This window comes from Cellvibrio sp. PSBB006 (genome assembly GCF_002162135.1).
Taxonomy (GTDB): Bacteria; Pseudomonadota; Gammaproteobacteria; order Pseudomonadales; family Cellvibrionaceae; genus Cellvibrio.
The window spans coordinates 3448679-3467195 of sequence record NZ_CP021382.1 but is presented as its reverse complement, the minus strand read 5'-3'; the positions used below and the strand labels follow the sequence as shown (position 1 = coordinate 3467195).

At 47.5% G+C, this 18517-nt stretch carries 18 protein-coding genes; 8 read left to right on the top strand and 10 right to left on the bottom strand.

Features of this window, described 5'->3' with window-relative positions; genetic code table 11:
- Nucleotides 1–1170: a hypothetical protein gene (locus CBR65_RS14245; RefSeq protein WP_087467477.1), complete on the top strand. Its 1170-nt coding sequence runs from the start codon at nucleotides 1–3 to the stop codon at nucleotides 1168–1170.
- A gap of 317 nt (nucleotides 1171–1487) precedes the next feature.
- Here the strand turns inward: CBR65_RS14245 and CBR65_RS14240 are convergent, their stop codons facing one another.
- From CBR65_RS14240 to CBR65_RS14220, 5 genes are all read right to left on the bottom strand, one after another.
- On the bottom strand, nucleotides 1488–2909 hold the full coding sequence (locus tag CBR65_RS14240) for a ThuA domain-containing protein (RefSeq protein WP_198300749.1): 1422 nt from the start codon (nucleotides 2907–2909) through the stop codon (nucleotides 1488–1490).
- 238 nt (nucleotides 2910–3147) lie between these two features.
- Nucleotides 3148–5928, bottom strand: a complete 2781-nt coding sequence (locus CBR65_RS14235) for a glycoside hydrolase family 11 protein (RefSeq protein ID WP_087467475.1) — start codon at nucleotides 5926–5928, stop codon at nucleotides 3148–3150.
- Between the two features lie 898 nt (nucleotides 5929–6826).
- Nucleotides 6827–7186 (bottom strand): hypothetical protein, encoded by a 360-nt coding sequence (locus CBR65_RS22325; RefSeq protein WP_198300748.1) that lies wholly within the window; start codon nucleotides 7184–7186, stop codon nucleotides 6827–6829.
- A gap of 1 nt (nucleotide 7187) precedes the next feature.
- The gene (locus tag CBR65_RS14225; protein ID WP_087467474.1) at nucleotides 7188–7661 is read right to left on the bottom strand and encodes a type II toxin-antitoxin system death-on-curing family toxin; all 474 of its coding nucleotides are present in this window, start codon (nucleotides 7659–7661) and stop codon (nucleotides 7188–7190) included.
- 1 nt (nucleotide 7662) lies between these two features.
- Nucleotides 7663–8676 (bottom strand): DNA-binding protein, encoded by a 1014-nt coding sequence (locus tag CBR65_RS14220; RefSeq protein ID WP_087467473.1) that lies wholly within the window; start codon nucleotides 8674–8676, stop codon nucleotides 7663–7665.
- Between the two features lie 102 nt (nucleotides 8677–8778).
- On the opposite strand from CBR65_RS14220, the gene CBR65_RS14215 reads away from it, so the two are divergent.
- Nucleotides 8779–8991, top strand: coding sequence for a hypothetical protein (locus CBR65_RS14215; protein ID WP_087467472.1), 213 nt, complete (start codon nucleotides 8779–8781; stop codon nucleotides 8989–8991).
- A 21-nt stretch (nucleotides 8992–9012) separates the two neighbouring features.
- Here the strand turns inward: CBR65_RS14215 and CBR65_RS14210 are convergent, their stop codons facing one another.
- Together CBR65_RS14210 and CBR65_RS14205 are read right to left on the bottom strand one after the other, a co-directional pair.
- Complete coding sequence (locus CBR65_RS14210) at nucleotides 9013–9765, bottom strand: HNH endonuclease (protein WP_087467471.1); 753 nt, start codon at nucleotides 9763–9765, stop codon at nucleotides 9013–9015.
- A 9-nt stretch (nucleotides 9766–9774) separates the two neighbouring features.
- On the bottom strand, nucleotides 9775–10230 hold the full coding sequence (locus CBR65_RS14205) for a hypothetical protein (RefSeq protein WP_157672082.1): 456 nt from the start codon (nucleotides 10228–10230) through the stop codon (nucleotides 9775–9777).
- Between the two features lie 224 nt (nucleotides 10231–10454).
- Here CBR65_RS14205 and CBR65_RS14200 point away from each other — a divergent pair, with 224 nt between their 5' ends.
- The 3 genes from CBR65_RS14200 to CBR65_RS14190 are packed head-to-tail and all read left to right on the top strand — an operon-like array spanning nucleotide 10455 to nucleotide 12245.
- Nucleotides 10455–10859, top strand: a complete 405-nt coding sequence (locus CBR65_RS14200) for a hypothetical protein (RefSeq protein ID WP_087467469.1) — start codon at nucleotides 10455–10457, stop codon at nucleotides 10857–10859.
- On the top strand, nucleotides 10822–11811 hold the full coding sequence (locus tag CBR65_RS14195) for a peptidoglycan-binding protein (protein WP_232461198.1): 990 nt from the start codon (nucleotides 10822–10824) through the stop codon (nucleotides 11809–11811). The genes CBR65_RS14200 and CBR65_RS14195 overlap by 38 nt, the downstream gene beginning before the upstream one ends.
- On the top strand, nucleotides 11808–12245 hold the full coding sequence (locus tag CBR65_RS14190) for a DUF5991 domain-containing protein (RefSeq protein WP_087467467.1): 438 nt from the start codon (nucleotides 11808–11810) through the stop codon (nucleotides 12243–12245). The genes CBR65_RS14195 and CBR65_RS14190 overlap by 4 nt, the downstream gene beginning before the upstream one ends.
- Before the next feature lie 108 nt (nucleotides 12246–12353).
- On the opposite strand, the gene CBR65_RS14185 is transcribed toward CBR65_RS14190, so the two are convergent.
- Genes CBR65_RS14185 through CBR65_RS14175 form a run of 3 tightly spaced genes read right to left on the bottom strand, consistent with a single transcriptional unit; the run spans nucleotide 12354 to nucleotide 15055 of the window.
- Nucleotides 12354–12794: a hypothetical protein gene (locus CBR65_RS14185; protein WP_087467466.1), complete on the bottom strand. Its 441-nt coding sequence runs from the start codon at nucleotides 12792–12794 to the stop codon at nucleotides 12354–12356.
- A 30-nt stretch (nucleotides 12795–12824) separates the two neighbouring features.
- Entirely contained in the window at nucleotides 12825–13517 is a 693-nt protein-coding gene (locus CBR65_RS14180; protein WP_157672081.1) for a DUF2182 domain-containing protein, read from the bottom strand.
- A gap of 59 nt (nucleotides 13518–13576) precedes the next feature.
- Nucleotides 13577–15055, bottom strand: a complete 1479-nt coding sequence (locus tag CBR65_RS14175) for a tyrosinase family protein (protein ID WP_087467464.1) — start codon at nucleotides 15053–15055, stop codon at nucleotides 13577–13579.
- A gap of 413 nt (nucleotides 15056–15468) precedes the next feature.
- Between CBR65_RS14175 and CBR65_RS14170 the strand changes: the two genes are divergently transcribed.
- From CBR65_RS14170 to CBR65_RS14160, 3 genes are all read left to right on the top strand, one after another.
- The gene (locus CBR65_RS14170) at nucleotides 15469–16161 is read left to right on the top strand and encodes a VTT domain-containing protein (protein WP_157672080.1); all 693 of its coding nucleotides are present in this window, start codon (nucleotides 15469–15471) and stop codon (nucleotides 16159–16161) included.
- A 12-nt stretch (nucleotides 16162–16173) separates the two neighbouring features.
- Complete coding sequence (locus tag CBR65_RS14165) at nucleotides 16174–17121, top strand: hypothetical protein (RefSeq protein ID WP_087467462.1); 948 nt, start codon at nucleotides 16174–16176, stop codon at nucleotides 17119–17121.
- An 80-nt stretch (nucleotides 17122–17201) separates the two neighbouring features.
- Complete coding sequence (locus tag CBR65_RS14160) at nucleotides 17202–18512, top strand: hypothetical protein (protein ID WP_087467461.1); 1311 nt, start codon at nucleotides 17202–17204, stop codon at nucleotides 18510–18512.
- The last annotated feature ends 5 nt before the right edge of the window (nucleotides 18513–18517 follow it).

Sequence of the window (18517 nt, the reverse complement as noted above, 5' to 3'; positions counted from 1 at the left end):
ATGGCCGTTCTAACCCCAACTATTGCAGCTACACTTGCCTCAAGAATCTATGATGTTCAGAACCCTATGCTCGTGGATTTATTTTTGAAGCTTCCCTATTTTAAGCGTGCAGGAAAATCAGAATCGTCACCACACAAACATTTAAAATCAGAAGTTGGTGGTAGAGTAATATTAAATTTTACCGATGGTTTTGGGGTTTGTGCTGAGGGCGGAGAAAACAATAAAAGCGAAGTTTTTTTAATATTTCGCGGAACCACGATGGCGAATAAAAAAGCTGATGTACTTACCGATGCACGTATTGGAATCACTCGTTCCTCGACCGGTCTTCCCGTCCACTGCGGATTTAATCATAGCTTCTCCAGCATGCTGCCGGAGATACGCAATTTTTTCAGCTCATTCAAAGGCAATATTACAACCGTTCACTGCATTGGCCACAGTTTAGGTGGCGCAGTCGCTGCGCTCGCAGCAGATTGGGTCGCACGCAGCCTCAAACATCCAACCAAACTCTACACATTCGGCGCACCACGGGTTGGAACAGAATGGTTTGTGAAAAGCACCACGTCTTCAATCGGCGAAGCCAATATCCACCGTGTCTACCATCGCACTGACCCTGTACCCATGGTTCCGCTTTATCCTTTTATGCATGCGCCTTACAAAGCACATGGCCATTACCTTTATTCTGCCCAGCCGCTCACGTCGGGTGCGGCGCATTTTATGGCGAATTACATTACGTCGGTGGAAGGAAAATCCTGGTCACAAATGAGTGACGTACCGGATCAACCTTACACAATCGAAAGTGCAATCGAGTCATGGTTAAAATCGAAATCACCCGTAGACTCCTCCTCGGCAAGTTTTTGGCGATGGGTAGATTCCGCAATCATTTATGTTATTAAGAAAGTGGCGATGTCGGCCATCATTGGTTTGCAAGCCGCCTTTATTGGCGCGTTTACGCTAGCCGATAAAATTGCCTACATATTAGCGAAAGGCATCGACCTGGCGGAAAACGTGAGTGTGTGGGTCGAGCATTTAATGCGAAAGATCATGCAGGCGTTGGGTATGAAGGTGGCCAAAACTAAAAAGGAATTAACACGCAGCTTGATCAAACATGTATTGATGCGTTTGACAGAAAAAGCCAACCAGGAAGCGCGCGATACCTTGAGAAAATTGTAATGGAAAATGGCTTGCCTGTATGCTCACTCAGGTGCAGGCAAGCTACCTTTCTAGATGGCTCAATATGTCTTTCTCATTCCCGAAAATTAAACGCGCAACATACTTTCATGGCCTTCTTGATAATCACAGCAAAAGTAGTGGCATCGATTTTTCTTACGGCATTTTTAGTCGCCGGTATTTTAAAGGCCAATCCGCGCGTACATAGGTTACGCCCTATGGCCGAATACACCGCCGGCTTTATTATTTGCGCCTTATCGTTAACTGGGCTTTATTATCTTTGGATGGCATAGCCTCGAAGAGGTATACGACTAGCCAGGCTAATCACCAAAGACTTCAAACTCGTAAAGCGAATAACCCCAGGAAGTTGCGCGTTGCTCGCCATACAATCTGATGTAGCGACCATCCACCGCTGCAAAACGGATATCGTCCTCACCACCATCACTTTTGCTTTCGCGATACACAGACGTCCAGGTATCCGCATCATCGGATACCTGTATCTGATAGCGCTGACCATAGGCGCCTTCCCACAGTAGGCGCACGCGATTTATCCGACGCGATTCACCAAGATCCAGATAAATCCAACTGCTATCTTCATAGGCGCTCGACCAACGTGTTGCAGGATTTCCATCAAACACATACGCCGGGTCAGCGGTAAATTTGCGGAACTCATTGGATGAGGTGTGCGCTGAAACGCCGTGATAACCAGCGAGGTTTCCGGTGGTGAGTTGATCGACGGTGAGCGTGAAATCCGCGGTGGTTGTTAGTCCGTTAGCGGCCTGAATTTGCACGGTGATACGGGCCGTACCCACGAGTTCCGATGCAAATGTCAGGCGGACATGGCCTCGATCATCAATTTGCGCTTTAACCAGCTCAGGATTCGTGTTGGCAACAAGTTGATAGCGCATGGGCGCGTCCTGCGAATGGTGGCTGATCTCCTGCAAATGAATAAATTCCTTTACCTCTCCAGCGTTGCGAAGAAAACGCCCATCCGGCAAGGTTTCTACAATGGGATAACCCACCAGCCAGCGCACACTGTTTTGAAGCAAACGGTGATAATCGGGATGCCGGGCTTCTGTCTTGCCATTTCCCAGAGCCAGCCCCATGACTTTGCCCTTGTGCCAATCCCGCAACCACAGCACCGGGTGGTGTTCTGCCCGCGCAATCACCTCAAGCGCATCGGTGTTGGTGTGCATCAAAAACAATTCATCATCAATCAGGAAGTTGGGCATGCTGCGGGTGATGGGGTGCTGGGTTTGATCGTTGTAGTCATAGCCGTACCAGGCATCGAAGGTGTGAACCTGCAAAGATTTGCGATTATCCCAACCCAAAAAATGGCCGCCGATCATCTCGCTGTAGCGTTCAGAATTCAAAAATGTAGAAAGACCGGAATGCAGTGCAAGATAGCTTTTGCCTCCTTCGATGAACCGGTAAAACGCAGCAAGCTGTTGCTGATTCGGAGCGCGAAATAACGAGTTGTTCATTATCAGGTCATAGCGCGCCAGATGCTGATCATTAAGCAGCGCCAGATCGTCGCTGATCGTTATTTCCACCAGACCTTCAAGTGCTTTGACGATTTCTTCGTTATAGAACTCATGCTCCCAATTCGGATAACGGTTGCTCACGCTGTCAGGCGCTTTACCGGTAATCAATAAGACGTTGGGTAATTCGGCCGCTCGGGCCAAGGGTAAAAGGCACAGCATCAACAAGCTGGCGAATAGAACGTTTTTGGGTAGCTTCATGCAATAAACTCCTGAACCTGCTGCGAATGGCGACGGCAGGAGCAGTCTAGAAGCATGTAGTAGGCACGGCTTGTATAAAAGCGAACAAACACCGTGGCCACCATCTGGCATTTGATTGCCTGAGGGATCAAGCGGATCAAATTGTACCGCTTTATTATCTACGCACTTTTTTAAAAAAATTCTCCACGCGTTTGCGCGCGTGGAGAATATTCCGTAGACGCTTACTACTCAGTGTAATTTAAAACCCTTTATGTTTACTCACCCAGGGCGAGCGACATAAACGGCAATTATTGCCCATAAACATACCTCGGCCGGTGGCTGTCTGATCGTCTTTTAACATCCAGTTCAGCCAGCCTACCGCGACAATACCAAACTCGCCGCCATTATCCTGGAAGTAGGCATCGCCATGACCAATCGGATAATTGGCGTGGTATATCGGTACGTTGTTAACTTCATCGTATTGTTGCAAACCGGGATTGTAGGCCACGTCGCTTTGGTCGCCGTTGAAGATGGCGAGGGGCGAATGGAAACGCGGATAGTAATTGAAGCGGTCGCCATAGATCGCGATGCCGCTGTTCAAGGCAACCGCCGTATCAACACGGGGATCTACCGCGGCGTAGTGCGCCATGCCGCCACCGCAAGACCAGCCCATGGTGCCAATTTTTTCCACATTGAGTTTTCCATACAGCGGGCTGCATTGGCGGCTGTTCTCCGCAATCGCCCAATCAATGGCTTTCACCAGTTCGGTTTCATGTTGATCGTTACTGCCCGAACCAAACGGCCCACCGTTGGCGATCACCAGATAACCGTGCGAGGCAATTTGCAACAGAAAATCCGCCTGTTCGGTACCGACATTTGAACAAGCGCCATTGCCCCACACCACGATAGGCATATTGTCGGCGAGCGCCAGATCCGGCCGATAGATGGTGTGATTCGGCAAGGTTTGCGTTGCGTGCTCAATGGCGTAACCAAACGGACCCGAGGGCGGATTGCGTTGCTCTTGGCGAGTGACAGCCCGGTTGTAATCTATCGGCGTGGGCGTCTGACGTTCTGCCGCGGTACATTCCGGCTCGTCTTCTCCGGTAAATTCACCGCCATCATTGGAGTAGATGGCAAAGCCGCTAATGGTGGCATTGTCGACCAGCGTGGTCAGGTCAATGGTGAGAACGCCATCGGTAACCGCAATATTTTCAACCAGCTCCTCATAAGCGCCATCGTGGCCGGCCATGGTAAACAAATCAAAATCGGAGAGGATAGCCTGCCCTTCAACACTGAGGTTAAACACGCGCGCACCCGCCGCGTTGTGATAGACCTCGGCGAAATGCAACAAGATACTGTAGGTCGCATTGGTCACCGGAATTTCATAACGATAAGTGCCATAACGTTCGGATTGATACAGCGTATCCTCCGTTGTGCCGCTGATCGGATCGCTGACGATTTGCGTCATCCCACCGGAAGCAAAACGATCCGGCTGATAGACCACACCGTCCAGCGTAGCCGCCACAGAATTACCGGCGTTAACGGCGTACACCAACATGTCACCCGAAGCAGAACTGTTTGACGCCGCGCTGCTTGAACTCATTGAACTAACTGAACTCGCCGGCATTGAACTGACGGAACTGGACGAACTGCTTACCGAACTGCTGGTGCCACACACCACGCCGCCAGCATTACTCGGTTGACTATTGCACGTGCTATTGCTGATGCAGCTTTGGGAATTTTCCCAACCCCAACCGCTTTGCGTCGTTACACAACTGGGATACAGCGTGCCGTACCAATTGCACTGACACTGACCACCGGTACTCACACTGCTGTTTGCGCTGCTCGTTGTCGCTGTGCTGCTGGCCGTACTACTCACAACGCTACTGGCAACACTACTGATAGCACCGGTGCTACTGGTATTGCCGCCACCACAACTACCGCTGAAGCAATCGGACGTATCACCAAAACCAATAACGCCATTGCAATGCATCCATTCACTGTTGCCGCCGCCACCGCAGGAACCGTTGGCGTAAAGGGCGGTGTTGTAATCCATATCCTCCGCCTGGCGCGTTTCACCATTCACCTGGATGTAATCAACCTGCACATCGCGATCACCGGAATCGTTAGCGTATTCGATATTGATATCACCGGAAGCGCTACCGCTGTAAACGTAGCTTTGATAACTCGTGCTCAAGGTCCAGCTCTGCACCGTCGCGCCGCCAACACGCAACGCAATTTGTTCAGCGCCTGTCGTTCCTCGTGCGCGAACCGTAATACCAGCACCGTTACCGGTGCTGCTAGTCGCAGAAGAATTATTGGCCGAGCTATTGCCCGAATTATTATTACCTTCGCTAACCGTGATATCCGAATTGCCGCTGCTTTGATAACCCTCGGTAGCCAACACCATGTAATCATGATTACCCAAATTCAAACCTTTGCTGCGCCAGAAATTCACATGATTGGCAAAGGTGATCGTGCCGGAAATATTGCCAAAACCTTTTTTGGGCGAACGCACGCTGAAGTATTGATAAAACGTTGTCCGGTCGCCTTCGATAGACGGCTGATTCACGCGCTGACAGCGACGCACATTGTAAGTCGCACCATCACTTTGAAAGCTGCCGTAATCCGTGCCGCCATTACACGACGAGGGATTATAGGAACCGTAACTTTCAATCACGTAGTATTCAATCAGCGGACTTCTCGTCCAGCCATACAACGCTAAATAGGTATTCTGGTTGTTGCTGCCGCCGTAATAACCCGAGTAGTTAACCACCTTCGAACTATTCCCGGGATTCCAACCTTTGCCGCCGACCCAGTTATTCGTGCTGTTATTCCACTGCGAGGAATAACGACCGACTGAATACAACGTCATGGACGCGCTGCCCGAATCCTTCCAGAACGAATAATAAAAACCACTGTGCGTACCGGTGGAATTTGACGTAAGCGTTTGCGCGTTAACCGCCGACGACAATAACGCTGCAAGACCAATAGCAACCAGACCTTTCCTGGATATTTTTTTCAACGATGCAAGTTTCATTGAACATGACCTCCTGAATAATCAACCGTCATAAATTGATCGAGCGCCAGACGACTGCTGATTACGGAAACTGACTGACGAATTCGAAGCTGGTGATATATCCGTGGCCAAATTTATTGTCAATATAATATGCTAATATGGATATTGATTAAGACGACAACGCATTCATAAAGCAAACTGGTTCTTGAAACTAGGATTGCGTGATTGTTTTTTGGTTGGGAAAGCGTTAGCAAATAAACAGGTTGCGCCAATTTTTCTTATGAAAAATTTTTGATATGTAATTAAAAATTATCTGATTTCTTTGTGCGTTTTTGAGGTAGAAGGATGTGGTTTTGGTGGGAGTGAGTGGCGGTTATTTATGCCAATAAAAAAGCACAAGTTCCTCTCCTTAATCGCTGGTGTTAATTAAATAACTCGCCAACGCTGCAATAAGTTGATAAGACTCTTTTGAATAGCCACCACTGGTCATGATAACGGTGGGAATAGATTTTTTAAGCAATTGGACAGCTGGGTAGTAAATTCAATTTCTTCTTTCGACAGCTCCAAAGCTAGGGCTTTAGGTAACTCCGGGCTTGCTAGTGCGGCAGGATCAATGAAGTGATAGTAGCTTTTTAAATCTAGAGATACGGCAATAATATCGCGATTTTTCTCGAGTTCGTCGCGAATTGATTTAAGCCCATCCCCACGCCATTTTTGATAGGGCTGGAAGTAGGGTCAAAAAGACCCAATAGAACTAATATGAAATGGCTTTTCCTCTTCATCAGAAAACATATCGTCGTTTTTTGACGCGCTTTAATCGTGCGCCATAACAACAGTCTTCTAATTTCGCATCGAACTTGTGACCTATGGTATTTATCCATAGCGCTGAAATTATATGTGCTTCTACAGAGAAATCACACTATGCGGAATTCGGGCACCACATGATAATTTTTGAATAAATGATCGACAGCCCGTTCTGGATTGGAGAAGTGAACATGACCATTTGATGATGATTTGTATTTCTTTTTGTTGAAAGTTTCTTCGGTAATAGACGGAAATCACCCAAAAACGCTTTATCTTTTTCAAATCCATTTTGCTCTTGCAGTCGCACTAGCAGCTTCTTCAAATTGGTTATCAGTTTTTGTTCATACTCAGCAAACTTAAAAGCGCTAGGAAACGTATTTTCAAAAAAATCTGCTTTCGCCTTTCGATAAGCAACTAGCAAATCTTCAATAGTTAATGAATCCCATCCATCAAACTGCGCTTTGTATCCCATCATCCTAGTCTTGTTTCAATTGCTCGGCAGCCTGAATGGCCGCCACAATGGCGAGTTTTACTGCTTCTGGATAATCCTCTTCATAGAGAATTGAGCTAATAATTTGATGAAGCAGATCTTTATTAATTACATTGTCGGCCACCCAAACGACTATATTCTCCATCTCCTTAGTGAAGCGCTTTACCAGGTAATCGAAGCCATTCAGTTCAAGAAAATAAGCGCCCAACGCTAATGACGAGCGTTTATTGCCATCATTAAATGCGTGATGCTTATTGATGGAAAACACTAAGTGCGTGAGTTTGTCTTCCACCTCAGGGTAGTACCAGTCGTTCTGGATGTGTTGTAGTGGGCTTTCCAGCTGGCCAATATCCTTGGTGCCTGCAAGACCACCAGAGTTCTCTATAATCCAATCGTGCACAGAGATCGCGTGCATCACATCGAAATAAAAATAGCGGATGCCGTTATCTGAACCCGTCATTTTAGCGATCCTTCAAGCGCTTAAATACCGCGAGAGTTGCGGGATCGCTTAGTTGTTCCTCCAAAGACCTGCTTTTTTCACCTAAGAAGCGATCAAAATCAGCTTGGGGTACAGACTGAATGTAGGCCTCCAGTTTTTCATGCAGTGCATCGCGGAAGCATAAATCTCGGCTCGCCATTTTTGTTCGCGCATCCAGTATCAGAGGTTTGAATAGAGGATGTTTTTTAAAATTGGCAAACAAGCTTTCGGCTTCCTTTTGTGTGAGCTTGCGGCCTTGGGTTGTGCTGGCTTCCTCCAGCTCATGAGCAATACCTGATTCGTAGCTAGCAATCAGGTTCAGCACTTCGGAGTATAGAGTTTCGCGGATATTGGTTTTGGACGCTAAGTTCAAGACCTTTTTATATTCGGCGGCGTTTTCATGGAAAATGCTTTGATAGATCAGGTTGGTAAAACGCGCATACTTCCAATGGTTGCCTTCAACATAGTTATCGAGTGCATCGGTGAATTGGCGACGGTAGTTATCTTCTTGCAGCGCAGAGATCAAGTAGTTCTCATCACGCTGATTAATAAACTTGGTGTGCCCTCCTGTTCGCTCGGCCATCACGTCCAGCACAATATCCAGCAACCGCGAGCGCAATAGGCGCGCCGGCTCGCTCTCGGTGAGTAGCATGCCCAAATTCAGCACTGCACGAAAACTAAACACACCCAAAACACTGGTTTTGGTACCGTCATTGGTGTCGGAACCATCAGTTAACACTTTGAATTCCCTAAGTTTTTTACCCTTAAGTAACTGATAGCCGTTGCTTTTTAGCTCATCCTCATGGCTGACTAAATAGCGCTCAATAGTACGATCTGCCACCTCATAGAGCGCCACCACCTGTGCCTTGGTAAACACAGTCTCACCTTCAAAGGTTACCCCGCCCAAACTTAGGTGCTGCTCAGCCTGCTGTAAGGCATAGCGGTTGTTGAGAATGTTTTGGCGGTCGTGGGACGATTCCGTGAGGTCTTTGGCCATACTAGCCTCCGCTGTTTTCGGCTGAGTGGATGAGGTGATGGTAACTTGGCCGCTCATTAGCATGGGGAGAAGCCAGTCACGAAGCTTTCCAAGAGTTGTACTTTGTTGATTATTACTAACTATCGTCCTAAGTATGGGGGAAGTTCCTGGTTTTTTAAAGATATCGACTTACAAGCCGAATCAATCAATAAAATAAGCAGCCAAAATGATGCGGTAAAAATAGAAGATGAATTACAAACCATCAATAAAATATGGCCGAAGCTTAATTCAACTCAACGATTGGCAATTATAAATTTGCTGGATAGGTTTGCTTAAGAAACTAGGAAAAAAACAGAGCTAGGATGCAAGGAAAATATTTTCTCTGTGGTAGGTTAATGCGGCATTGTCCGGTAGAAATTTCTCCGGCACTTTTAATGAAGTGCCTTCTATGGATAACAAAGAACTTGAAAATAAGAATCCATCCATCTTTTCCTTCAGCCTGCCTGATAACGTCACTCTTAGATCTTCATCGAACGTTATCAAGCCCTTATCAAAGGCTTTATCATAGAGCGCGTTTAATGCTATCCCATTGGTAGGGTCCGCACGACGTTTTTCGTTTGCAGCCCATGGGATGATATGGCTAGCAACCAACAGCTCGGGCATTGCCAATCCCGAAATGGCACAACGATAATCGTAGCTTTGCATGACTGCCTGCCTAAAAAATCGCTGCACTCGTCGGACTTTAACTTCCCGTATCGTTTCAGTTGTACCGCCAGGAAGGCTCGGTTTAGTAACGCCTTTATTTATCTCGGACTCAACCTTGTTTTCATATAGCGCCTCTGCTTGCTCGGCAATTGCCGTGGAGTCATTCATGAAAGCATCCCACAACGCGCGGTCAGCTTTACTTGCGCCAGCCAAACCTTTTTGACTGAGCGCAGGATCGAGACTGGCAAAATTACAGGCCTTCATCGCCACCGCAGATGGCGTTCGACCAATGATTTGGGCAAGCTGGATAACATCCGGATTGGATTGATGCAATTTTCCGAAAGGTAGGCGACAGTATAAATGCAGTGCTAGCAGGAGCTCGTCTTCTTTCCAGTTATTGGCCATTCTGAAGTCCTATCGACAATCCGAGTAATTTTTGCGCTTAAATTTATCAGGAGACAGATTTTTCGAATTAGATGCGAATCGGATTTCAGCACCTTTGTTCCATGCAACTACATCCACCATACCTATCGGCTTTTTCTTAACACTTTGGGTAATTAAATTTTTGGCTTGCCATTCATATGGATAACCAACCAATGTGATCCTGTCGCCTTCTTTCAGGCTGGAAATACTGTGCGGATCTGGTAAATCGTCGGGAACATTAGGAAAAATTTCTTGATGGTTATGAATTTCATATAGTTTTGTACAAAGCGCATCGCCTGTCATGGAAAGGTATTCGACTTCAATCGTTGTCGGCGTATCTCCTATACGTACGCTTTGGTAGCTCATATAGGGCTTGGTTAGCCATACAAAAATGCTACTCACTATCAGAACAGAAAAACCTACGAACGAAATTGTTTTTATGGACATATCCAGTTGCTTACATAGTAATTGTGTCTATTAGGCAGACTACTTAACGTGATTTATACCAAAATCCAACTTTCCAGATCCTACTATTATTTTGAGTTTTTCCCAAGCAAATAACTATTAGAGCCACATTGGGCGAAATAGGTGCAGCAACATGTCGGGTTATGGCTTCAGCTTTTATTCAGCATACCTTCGTTAGTGTCTGGCAAAACACCAGGAGGTTAATCATGAAAAAAGTCTTAACGGTGGTAGCTGGGTTATTGGTGGTCTGGGGTTGGTTGGTGGTTGCGGCGCCGGCGCTTGCACATGATCGGCAGCACTGGGTTGAGCATGAACGCCAGCAAATTAATCGCGAGCGGGAAGCGATGCATCGTAAATTCGATGCGATGATGCGCGACCTGGATGCCGAGGGGCGGGAGATAGATCGTTGGCAAAGTCGCCAGCATCACGGCGATCATCAAAGGATAGGGCAGATTGCAAACCAAAAGCGTGATGAGTTGAACCGCGAACGCGACAGGCTTAATCGTGAGCGGGATCGGATGAACCGGTATTATGATGAACGGAATCGGGAGTTGGATCACCGGAATCGGCAGCATGACCATCAGCGGCGGGATTACGGCTTTTATAGATAATGGAAATCAGCAATACAATTCTCCAGCACGTGTTTGCTTACTAGCCTTAATAGCCTTTAAACTCTCTCTTTCCAAAACTTGGCTGTGTATATCAATCAAAAGGATCATGATTATGTTGCTAAAGAATTCGGTTGGTAGGAAAGGGGTTAACAATAAGTCTGATGTCAAGCTGATTCAAGAAGCATTAAATAGAGTAATCCGAATTCCTTATGCGTTATTAGCCGTGGATGGAATTAGCGGACCGGTAACAATCGCTGCAATAGAACGTTTTCAGCGCCAAGCCCTTAAATTTAATAATACCGATGGTCGGGTAGATGTTGACGGTAAGACTTGGCTTAGCCTTAAGAGATACTTGGTTGACTCACCAAATAAGAAGACAGCAATGTTCTCTTTGTTTCCAATATCACCTTCCAATGATTTAAAGAAGCAAGTTGCTATAACACGTAAAAAAATAGCCTGGGGCGCCAAAGTATCTGGTGCGTTTAAAGAGAAGGTAATTCAAATTTGTGAATCCCTAGATCTAGCTCCCGACTATTTAATGTCCTGCATGGCCTTTGAAACTGGTGAGACATTTAGTCCAAGTATTAAAAATGCAGCTGGAAGTGGCGCAACAGGACTCATTCAGTTTATGCCTACAACTGCCAAAGGCTTAGGGACATCGACGGAGAAATTAGCAAAAATGACGGCTGTGGAGCAACTTGACTACGTCAAAAAATATTTCACTCCCTACCGCAACAAGCTGAAGAAACTCGAAGATGTTTACATGGCTATTTTGTATCCTGCTGCAGTGGGTAAACCTATTACACATGTTTTATTTAGTGAAGGAAGAAAGACCTATAGTCAAAACAAAGGTTTTGATGCAAACAAGGATGGAAAAATAACTTTAAAAGAGATTTCAGTAAAAGTTCGACAGAAGTATGAAAAGGGTTTAAGTAAAGGATACTTGGGATGATTATTATGAGAAGACTTCATTTTTTTATTTTAGCAATCCTTACATCTCTTTCGCTATCAGCTTGCGCAGACAAGCCAGCCTGGCAGGGTACATATAATTACGAAGCTATGCTGGGAGAAAATGTTGCTGATGATGCGGTTATTATTGAGTATGCATTATCCATCAGTGATAACGGGTGCTCGCTTCAGATAGAAGGTTATCAGATCTCCGAAAGTATTCTCTGTACCACCAGAGAAAATAACGATCATCTGATCGTGGGTTTCAAATCCTATTCGGATGGTTCGGTTAAAAACATTTATGATGTTGTTGTTTATCCGGTTGGCAGCACACTCTTTAGTTTGAGATATCAAAACAATCAGCTTTTAACAAATTGGGAGGAGTTGATACCAGACGAATCGTTGAAAACCGAGGGAATTTACTTCGTAAAAAAGTGATCTCGAATTGTCCGAACATTTTCTCCGGCTTCGACGACGCTACTAAAACTGACACTGTTCAACAAAATAGCCTTCGGTGTTGACTACTGTTTAGCGTCGCGGCTGGATTTACTCAACATAAAGCGCAACCCTACCGATGCTAACAGCGGCTTCTTCAGACATTTCCCAGCGGGGTTGTAGTAACAATCGGATTTGTTTTTGTTGTTGTATGTGTTTGCTGATTTTTGGCAAGTAGTGACTTACATCGAGTACCAGATGCATTCCGACTGCGTCTACATCTTCCAATCCATAAAGCCCCAAAGCACCTATAGGGGTAAGTTCGGATGTGTGTAATGGGCTTTTATTGCGGGCGGATTCAGCGCTGGCAGGTTCCAGGCTTACATCAATAATGGGTGGTACACCGGTTCCCAAAATCCGCTCAATGTGAAGATAAGCCGCTCGGGCAATAGTAAGGTCGCTTGTCGTGTCGACGGCGTCCAGCGTTACCGACGTTGGTGTGTTAGCCAGCGCCAATGTGCCGTGATTCACCGCAACAAGCCGTGGAGCCATGATGTGTTGTTTCGCTGTTAAGAGGGAATATCAAATGTTTGTGGTGGCTTGCACAAAAAACACAACCGCCAGGCAAGCCCAGGCATATCCCAAGGTATGACTTTTATACGTCAGAAAAGTGCGCTCGTAAATTAGCAACAGCGTAACAATAAACATCAACAGCATATTATGCTGCGCCATGACCAGCGCCATCATGGGTGGCCAGCAATTACGCACGCACGCAATGCCGGATAGATGCCCATAGTGTAAACAATCACGTACGGCATACCATCCTTGAATACGCATAGGAATTGTGCGGCTGCATGCCTGGCTGGCTCTGCGCCGCCACGGAGACCAGACCCAAGACGCCGCTATGGCAAAGCCCGCAACGGGTAAAAAGGTATAAAGTTCTACTGCAAACGAATTTTCTTCGGATGGCATAAGCAAGGGCAGTAACATCATCAGCGCTTGCAGCAGCAAGCCGAGTATCAGCCACGGGGTACAGTAACCCAGCAGAAACCACACCATTGCTTTATAGCCCTGGTGACTAGGATAGCGTGAAAGGGTGTAGGCCAGTGGCTCTTTCAATAAGGGAAACATCATCGCCACAATCATCAGAGTCCAATGCCATATTCCCGTGAAAAAAACGGCACTGGCCTGGGATTCCATTCCCGACAGGCTGTCACCGCACCCGTGGTGACAGCCGTGCAAGCTCTGTGTATGTTCGCTTGCTGGCCATAGCATGAGTAACCAGGCCAACAGGCAGAACAACCATAACCACACGTTCAGATATCGGCGCGCTGTCATTTTACGTACAAACTGATTCGGCCAATGTTGACCGTGGATTCATCATCCAGTGGTTCACGCGGTTGTAGATGTACCTTTAAATATTCCGGATGCCAACTGTCTTGTTGCTGTAATTCGTTGACGACCTCGCTGATATCCAGAACATAGTGTTGGCCGCTGCCGCTATGTCGCTCATCGGCGGTTGATGCTTCATCAATACCAAAGAACGCCAAGGCACCTGCATAATGGTTCTCGTCCGCCGCAGAGCCATTATCTAAATTTAAATAGACATCGCACGCGGGTGGTAGACCTTTGCCGGTGATATTTTCGAAATTCAGAAAAGTGCTCGTCGCTGTTTGCACATCGGCCTCCAGAGCATTTTCCTGATGTAATGCTTTGGCGTGAAAACTGCGTAGCGGACTGTTGCGACGGTTGGCAGCAAGAAACGGTAATTCTACTGTGGTACCGGCGGAATTTAATCCCACAGCCTGCAAACTTGCCGCTGCCACTTCAGGGGGCAGATCATCTTCCCCTTGTTTAAACGTAGAAAACAAGGATTCGGTTATGAAGCCAAACCCTTTGTTCATCGGTTGCAGGGGTGGATTGGCAGGAACGCCTTGGTAGGTGTAGCCAGAGAGCACTTGCGTTGTGTCCACGACATCCATAACACGCAAAGACGTTGGTGCACGTTGTGCGTTGCGGAAATCGAAGGTGAATTTTAACCAGGCATTATCGATAGGATTGCTGCGCCGGTTGCCCAGGTTTAACCACACTTGCCACAACCGATCTATGTTGGCGTGATGCAACCAGAAAATCGGATCGAGTGCGGCAGTTGGTGGGCTGCCCATCGCGCCACCGATATCCACATGAACCAGGTCGTGGGGTTTACTTTCCAACGCGCCATGGACGCTGCCAGAGTGAGAAAACCCGGTAACGGGCCCGCCAAAGCCGGAAGAACCGCCATTAGCAGATCCTTGAAAAATCAAATTGTTTAGCGCCCCCAGCGTGACATCCCGCGCATCAACACGAGTGCTTCTCCTGCCCGGATAATTACCGCCATTCGGCATTTGCAAAGGATTGGTAGCCGGCGAGCCGGCGGTAAAAGCCGGTGGGATATTCAGAGCGTAAGGATTACTTCTATCGCTGTAATCCCAGAACGGCAACGCCCAATTTGGCGGACCACCCAATTTCACAATCGTGTCTGCAACAATTTCTTCAAAATACGCGAGATACATCCGATGCCAGGGTAAAAAATACCAGGAACCGTGTTGGCATTGATTCCAGTATTCGGTTTGCTCCCCCGGGGATGGTAATTGGCCGGCGTTGGCCCAGAAAGGACTGCCAGGCCTGAATCCGTGAATCCCGGCCTGAAAATTCCAACTGGTAGGGTCAGTGGTTGGTCGCTTGCGCATTTCAGCTACTGCCCGTGCATACCACTCCAGCGTCTGGTCACCATTCGGCAACATGTACACATTTTTTCTTTCTCGAATAGGCATGTCATTTTCCTTTGGTTGAGATGTGTTGGCGGGATTTTTTCAGAAAGTCATCATCACTTTAGCAGCGCGAAAATCTGGCTATAGATTATTTTGTTCGCATAGTTGGATACACAGGAGAAGCTGCTATAAGAAGCCTAGTCCTATTTTGCGGTAATAAAATTACAAGCTATTACAAGAGCCGAATGAGCAGACGAAAGCGAAATACAATTCATTGCCGCTATTAGCAAATTGCATAACTGCCCCACGCATGCAGCATTTGACGACAGAAAATACCATCGTGATAAACCAGTAATATCCCGTAATTGCACATCCCTTATTTCTGGTCTTTACTGAAAACTCCGACAAGGGCAGCTCATGCTGTCTGGTATATGTCCTTCTCGAAATTTTCAAAGGAATAGCGGATGGAGTCAGGTGTGAATGCATGGACTACATGGCGCAGACAATGGCCGGGCGCCGGTTTCTGGTTGTCACTCCTGGTGTTTATCGGCATCGTCATCGCCAGTTTTTTATTGTTTGAATCTTCCATTCAACACGCCACCACGGCATTGGTGCACGGCCTTGTGCAACAGCCTGCGTATCAATTCAGCCTGGCAATAGTCGTGATATTGCTATTGTTTTTTGATGTGCTCTTGCCGGTTCCCTCCATGTTATTAGCCTTGCTCGCCGCAACGCACCTGGGTTTTGTTGGCGGCAGCCTGACGATTTTTATCGGCCTCTGTTGCGGTTCTGTCTTCGGTTATTTTCTCGGTGCGGGTTACTTCCGCCTCGCGTCGCGCTGGTTAAGCGCTGGCGATAAACAACAGGCGAGTGAATTGGCCAATAAGCTGGGTACGCTGGCATTGGTGTGTCTGCGCGGTGTACCGGTGTTGGCCGAGGTCTCCGTATTAGCCGCGGGTATGAAAGGTTTTCCCCTGAAAAGTTTTTTGCTGGTTACCACGCTGGCGAATGCTGGCCTGGCAGTAGCCTACGCCTACATAGGTGCTTTCCTTGCCGGTGAAACGGCTTTTTTACTGATCATTTTTGCATCCTTGTTGTTGCCGGGTTTGTTTTTGCTTTGCCGTTCATGTGTGCAGGCACTGGAGCCGGTTTTACGTACAAAAAAATAGAAAGGAGAAAGTATGAAGCGTTCTATAAAAAACGCGTTAATCATCGCCGGTTTGCTCGCGCTCAGCCAGTATGCAACGGCCCAACCAGACGATGTCTTTTTTACGATGGGCGTACACAACAACCTCGGTTGTAACGCCGACAACGGCAATTGCATTGCAGACCGCGCTGACACCGACCCCAGCGATCCGTTTTTCCCGGCCATGTGGGTGAGCGACTGGACGATGTATCGCGTTACGCAAAATTATGAAAAAAATCCACCGCCTTACAGCAGCCCGCCGTCAACTTTAACGAAAAAAGATTACACCGTTTCATACGGTTCCAGTTATTACGACACCAGTTACATTCCCGCTGATGGTGACGGTTTCGGCGCGATGATGGAACATTATGAAAAATATTGCCTGCCGATTTTTCCGATTAAAAATAATAACTACACCTGTACATTTATTTCGTTAGGCAATAAGGCTTACTTTTTAACCTACCCGGAAGATCGACCCAAGACCATGCCGCCCTGCTGTTTGTTTTCACCGGAGAATCATCCGCCCCGGCAGGACTTTATCAAGCATTTACCTTATAGCCCGACGCGTAGCGCGCACCTGAATAATTCCCTGCAAGCTTACGCGCTGGATTTACAATCACCGCAGGGGCCGATTCTGTTTGGTTATGCGTTTTATAAAGACGCTTCCACAGATGAAAAAGGCGGCGCGCCTTATCGTCATCCGCAATCCTTTTATTTTTCCGGTGATGTGACCGTGGCCAACGCGCCAATTGTCAGTCAGAACTACACTGGCTTCCGCATCGAACGGCCAGACCCGGCGAAAACCTGGGATCGCGTCGCCAAGATGTGTCCGAAAGATCCACCCGCGTGCCGATTGTTTAACCCGCCTTCATCCTTGAAAAGCGGTAACAAAGCGCAATGGGATCGCCTGGAAATTCCAGCAGAAACCTCTGCTGAAAAATAATCGTCCTGCAATGCAGGATTTTTTTGAAGACCAATTTTAAGAACCCACATTCTTAAAAACCGATAGCCTGGAGAATAATAATGTATAAGTTCACATATGGTGTTGTCTTGCTGGCGGCACTGGGATTTAACCTGACAGCCCACGCCAGAGATGAAGCACAGACAACAAAAGCCAATGTGCAATGGACCTGGCCCTGCACGCCGCCAACCAAAGCGCCTGCGCCCACGGCAAGCCAGCAGGATTTTGATTTCTATAGCTGGCAGTTGTTTGTTGCGCTGAATTGGCCAGCGGAATCCGGGCAGCGTGGGCAAGCCAACTGCGCTCAGCCGGTCGGTGCAAAAGGTCCGGTGGTGTGGCAAACCTATAAAACCGTTGAGCAGATTTTTTTACCCGATGCAAAAAATCCCGGTGCCTGGAATGCAGGCGAGGTGGATACCGGCCTGAGTACAATCAATGTCTCCGTATTAAAAAATACCGGCATCGTGAATATGGTAGATCAAGCGGTGGGCGGCTGGTTGATTGACCAACGCGGCAACCCGACCTATTACGCCATCTACGCGAACAAAACTTCTTACGAGTACATCGTTAACAATAATTTCTACAACGCAGATATCGTCGGCAAGGCAAACAATATTAACTTTCCGGATAACGCGACGGAAATCAAAGCCAGCTGGCGAATGTTGACCAAAGACGATGATGCCAGTCGTTATCTGACCATGCCGGCGCAAGTGGACATCTTTGATGCGCAGGGCCAACCCACCGGCAAAACCCAGGCTGCCACGCTGGGATTGGTCGGTTTGCATATTGCCACCAAGGCGACCGGTTATCCGCAATGGATCTGGTCCACCTTTGAACAAGTCGACAACGTACCGCCTAAAGAAAATGTCGACGGCAAATGGGTCGATAAGCCTGTGGAGGGCGTGTTCTATTCCTACTTCAATAGCAAGGCTTCACCCGGCGATATCAATCATTCCGCTTGCCTTTGGCAACAGCAGGAAAACCAGTTGGTGTGCGTACCCAAGCCGGGCATGACCTTTTCTACACCCAACCCGCTAAACCGTGTAACGCCCATTGCTGCGGATACACAAAAAGCGAATGACGTCGCGCAGAAGAATTTAGCGCAAACGGTGTTCCAGTATTACCAACTGGTTACCACACAACGCCCGTTGATGCCCGACAACCCCAGCAATCCACTCGGCCAACCGACGCCGGCAATTTCTGCCAATGTCACCATGGAAAGTTACATACAACCCAACAGCAGTTGCATGAATTGTCACTCCATGGCGACGCCGGTCAACAGTGCTTACAGATCGGATTTTTCTTACCTGTTTAAATTTGCCCAAACGCCAGCGGCTACAACCAAAAAGCCTGCGACTGCCACTAAAAAATAAGGAGC

Excerpts from the sequence above, each read along its gene's own strand:
- CBR65_RS14195 (WP_232461198.1), top strand. The coding sequence starts at position 10,822 with ATGACCATCAGCGGCGGGATTACGGCTTTTATAGATAATGGAAATCAG.
- CBR65_RS22325 (WP_198300748.1), bottom strand. The coding sequence starts at position 7,186 with ATGATGGGATACAAAGCGCAGTTTGATGGATGGGATTCATTAACTATT.
- CBR65_RS14180 (WP_157672081.1), bottom strand. The coding sequence starts at position 13,517 with ATGCTATGGCCAGCAAGCGAACATACACAGAGCTTGCACGGCTGTCAC.
- CBR65_RS14225 (WP_087467474.1), bottom strand. The coding sequence starts at position 7,661 with ATGACGGGTTCAGATAACGGCATCCGCTATTTTTATTTCGATGTGATG.
- CBR65_RS14205 (WP_157672082.1), bottom strand. The coding sequence starts at position 10,230 with ATGTCCATAAAAACAATTTCGTTCGTAGGTTTTTCTGTTCTGATAGTG.
- CBR65_RS14210 (WP_087467471.1), bottom strand. The coding sequence starts at position 9,765 with ATGGCCAATAACTGGAAAGAAGACGAGCTCCTGCTAGCACTGCATTTA.
- CBR65_RS14245 (WP_087467477.1), top strand. The coding sequence starts at position 1 with ATGGCCGTTCTAACCCCAACTATTGCAGCTACACTTGCCTCAAGAATC.
- CBR65_RS14175 (WP_087467464.1), bottom strand. The coding sequence starts at position 15,055 with ATGCCTATTCGAGAAAGAAAAAATGTGTACATGTTGCCGAATGGTGAC.
- CBR65_RS14240 (WP_198300749.1), bottom strand. The coding sequence starts at position 2,909 with ATGAAGCTACCCAAAAACGTTCTATTCGCCAGCTTGTTGATGCTGTGC.
- CBR65_RS14160 (WP_087467461.1), top strand. The coding sequence starts at position 17,202 with ATGTATAAGTTCACATATGGTGTTGTCTTGCTGGCGGCACTGGGATTT.
- CBR65_RS14200 (WP_087467469.1), top strand. The coding sequence starts at position 10,455 with ATGAAAAAAGTCTTAACGGTGGTAGCTGGGTTATTGGTGGTCTGGGGT.
- CBR65_RS14235 (WP_087467475.1), bottom strand. The coding sequence starts at position 5,928 with ATGAAACTTGCATCGTTGAAAAAAATATCCAGGAAAGGTCTGGTTGCT.
- CBR65_RS14190 (WP_087467467.1), top strand. The coding sequence starts at position 11,808 with ATGATTATTATGAGAAGACTTCATTTTTTTATTTTAGCAATCCTTACA.
- CBR65_RS14220 (WP_087467473.1), bottom strand. The coding sequence starts at position 8,676 with ATGGCCAAAGACCTCACGGAATCGTCCCACGACCGCCAAAACATTCTC.
- CBR65_RS14165 (WP_087467462.1), top strand. The coding sequence starts at position 16,174 with ATGAAGCGTTCTATAAAAAACGCGTTAATCATCGCCGGTTTGCTCGCG.
- CBR65_RS14185 (WP_087467466.1), bottom strand. The coding sequence starts at position 12,794 with ATGGCTCCACGGCTTGTTGCGGTGAATCACGGCACATTGGCGCTGGCT.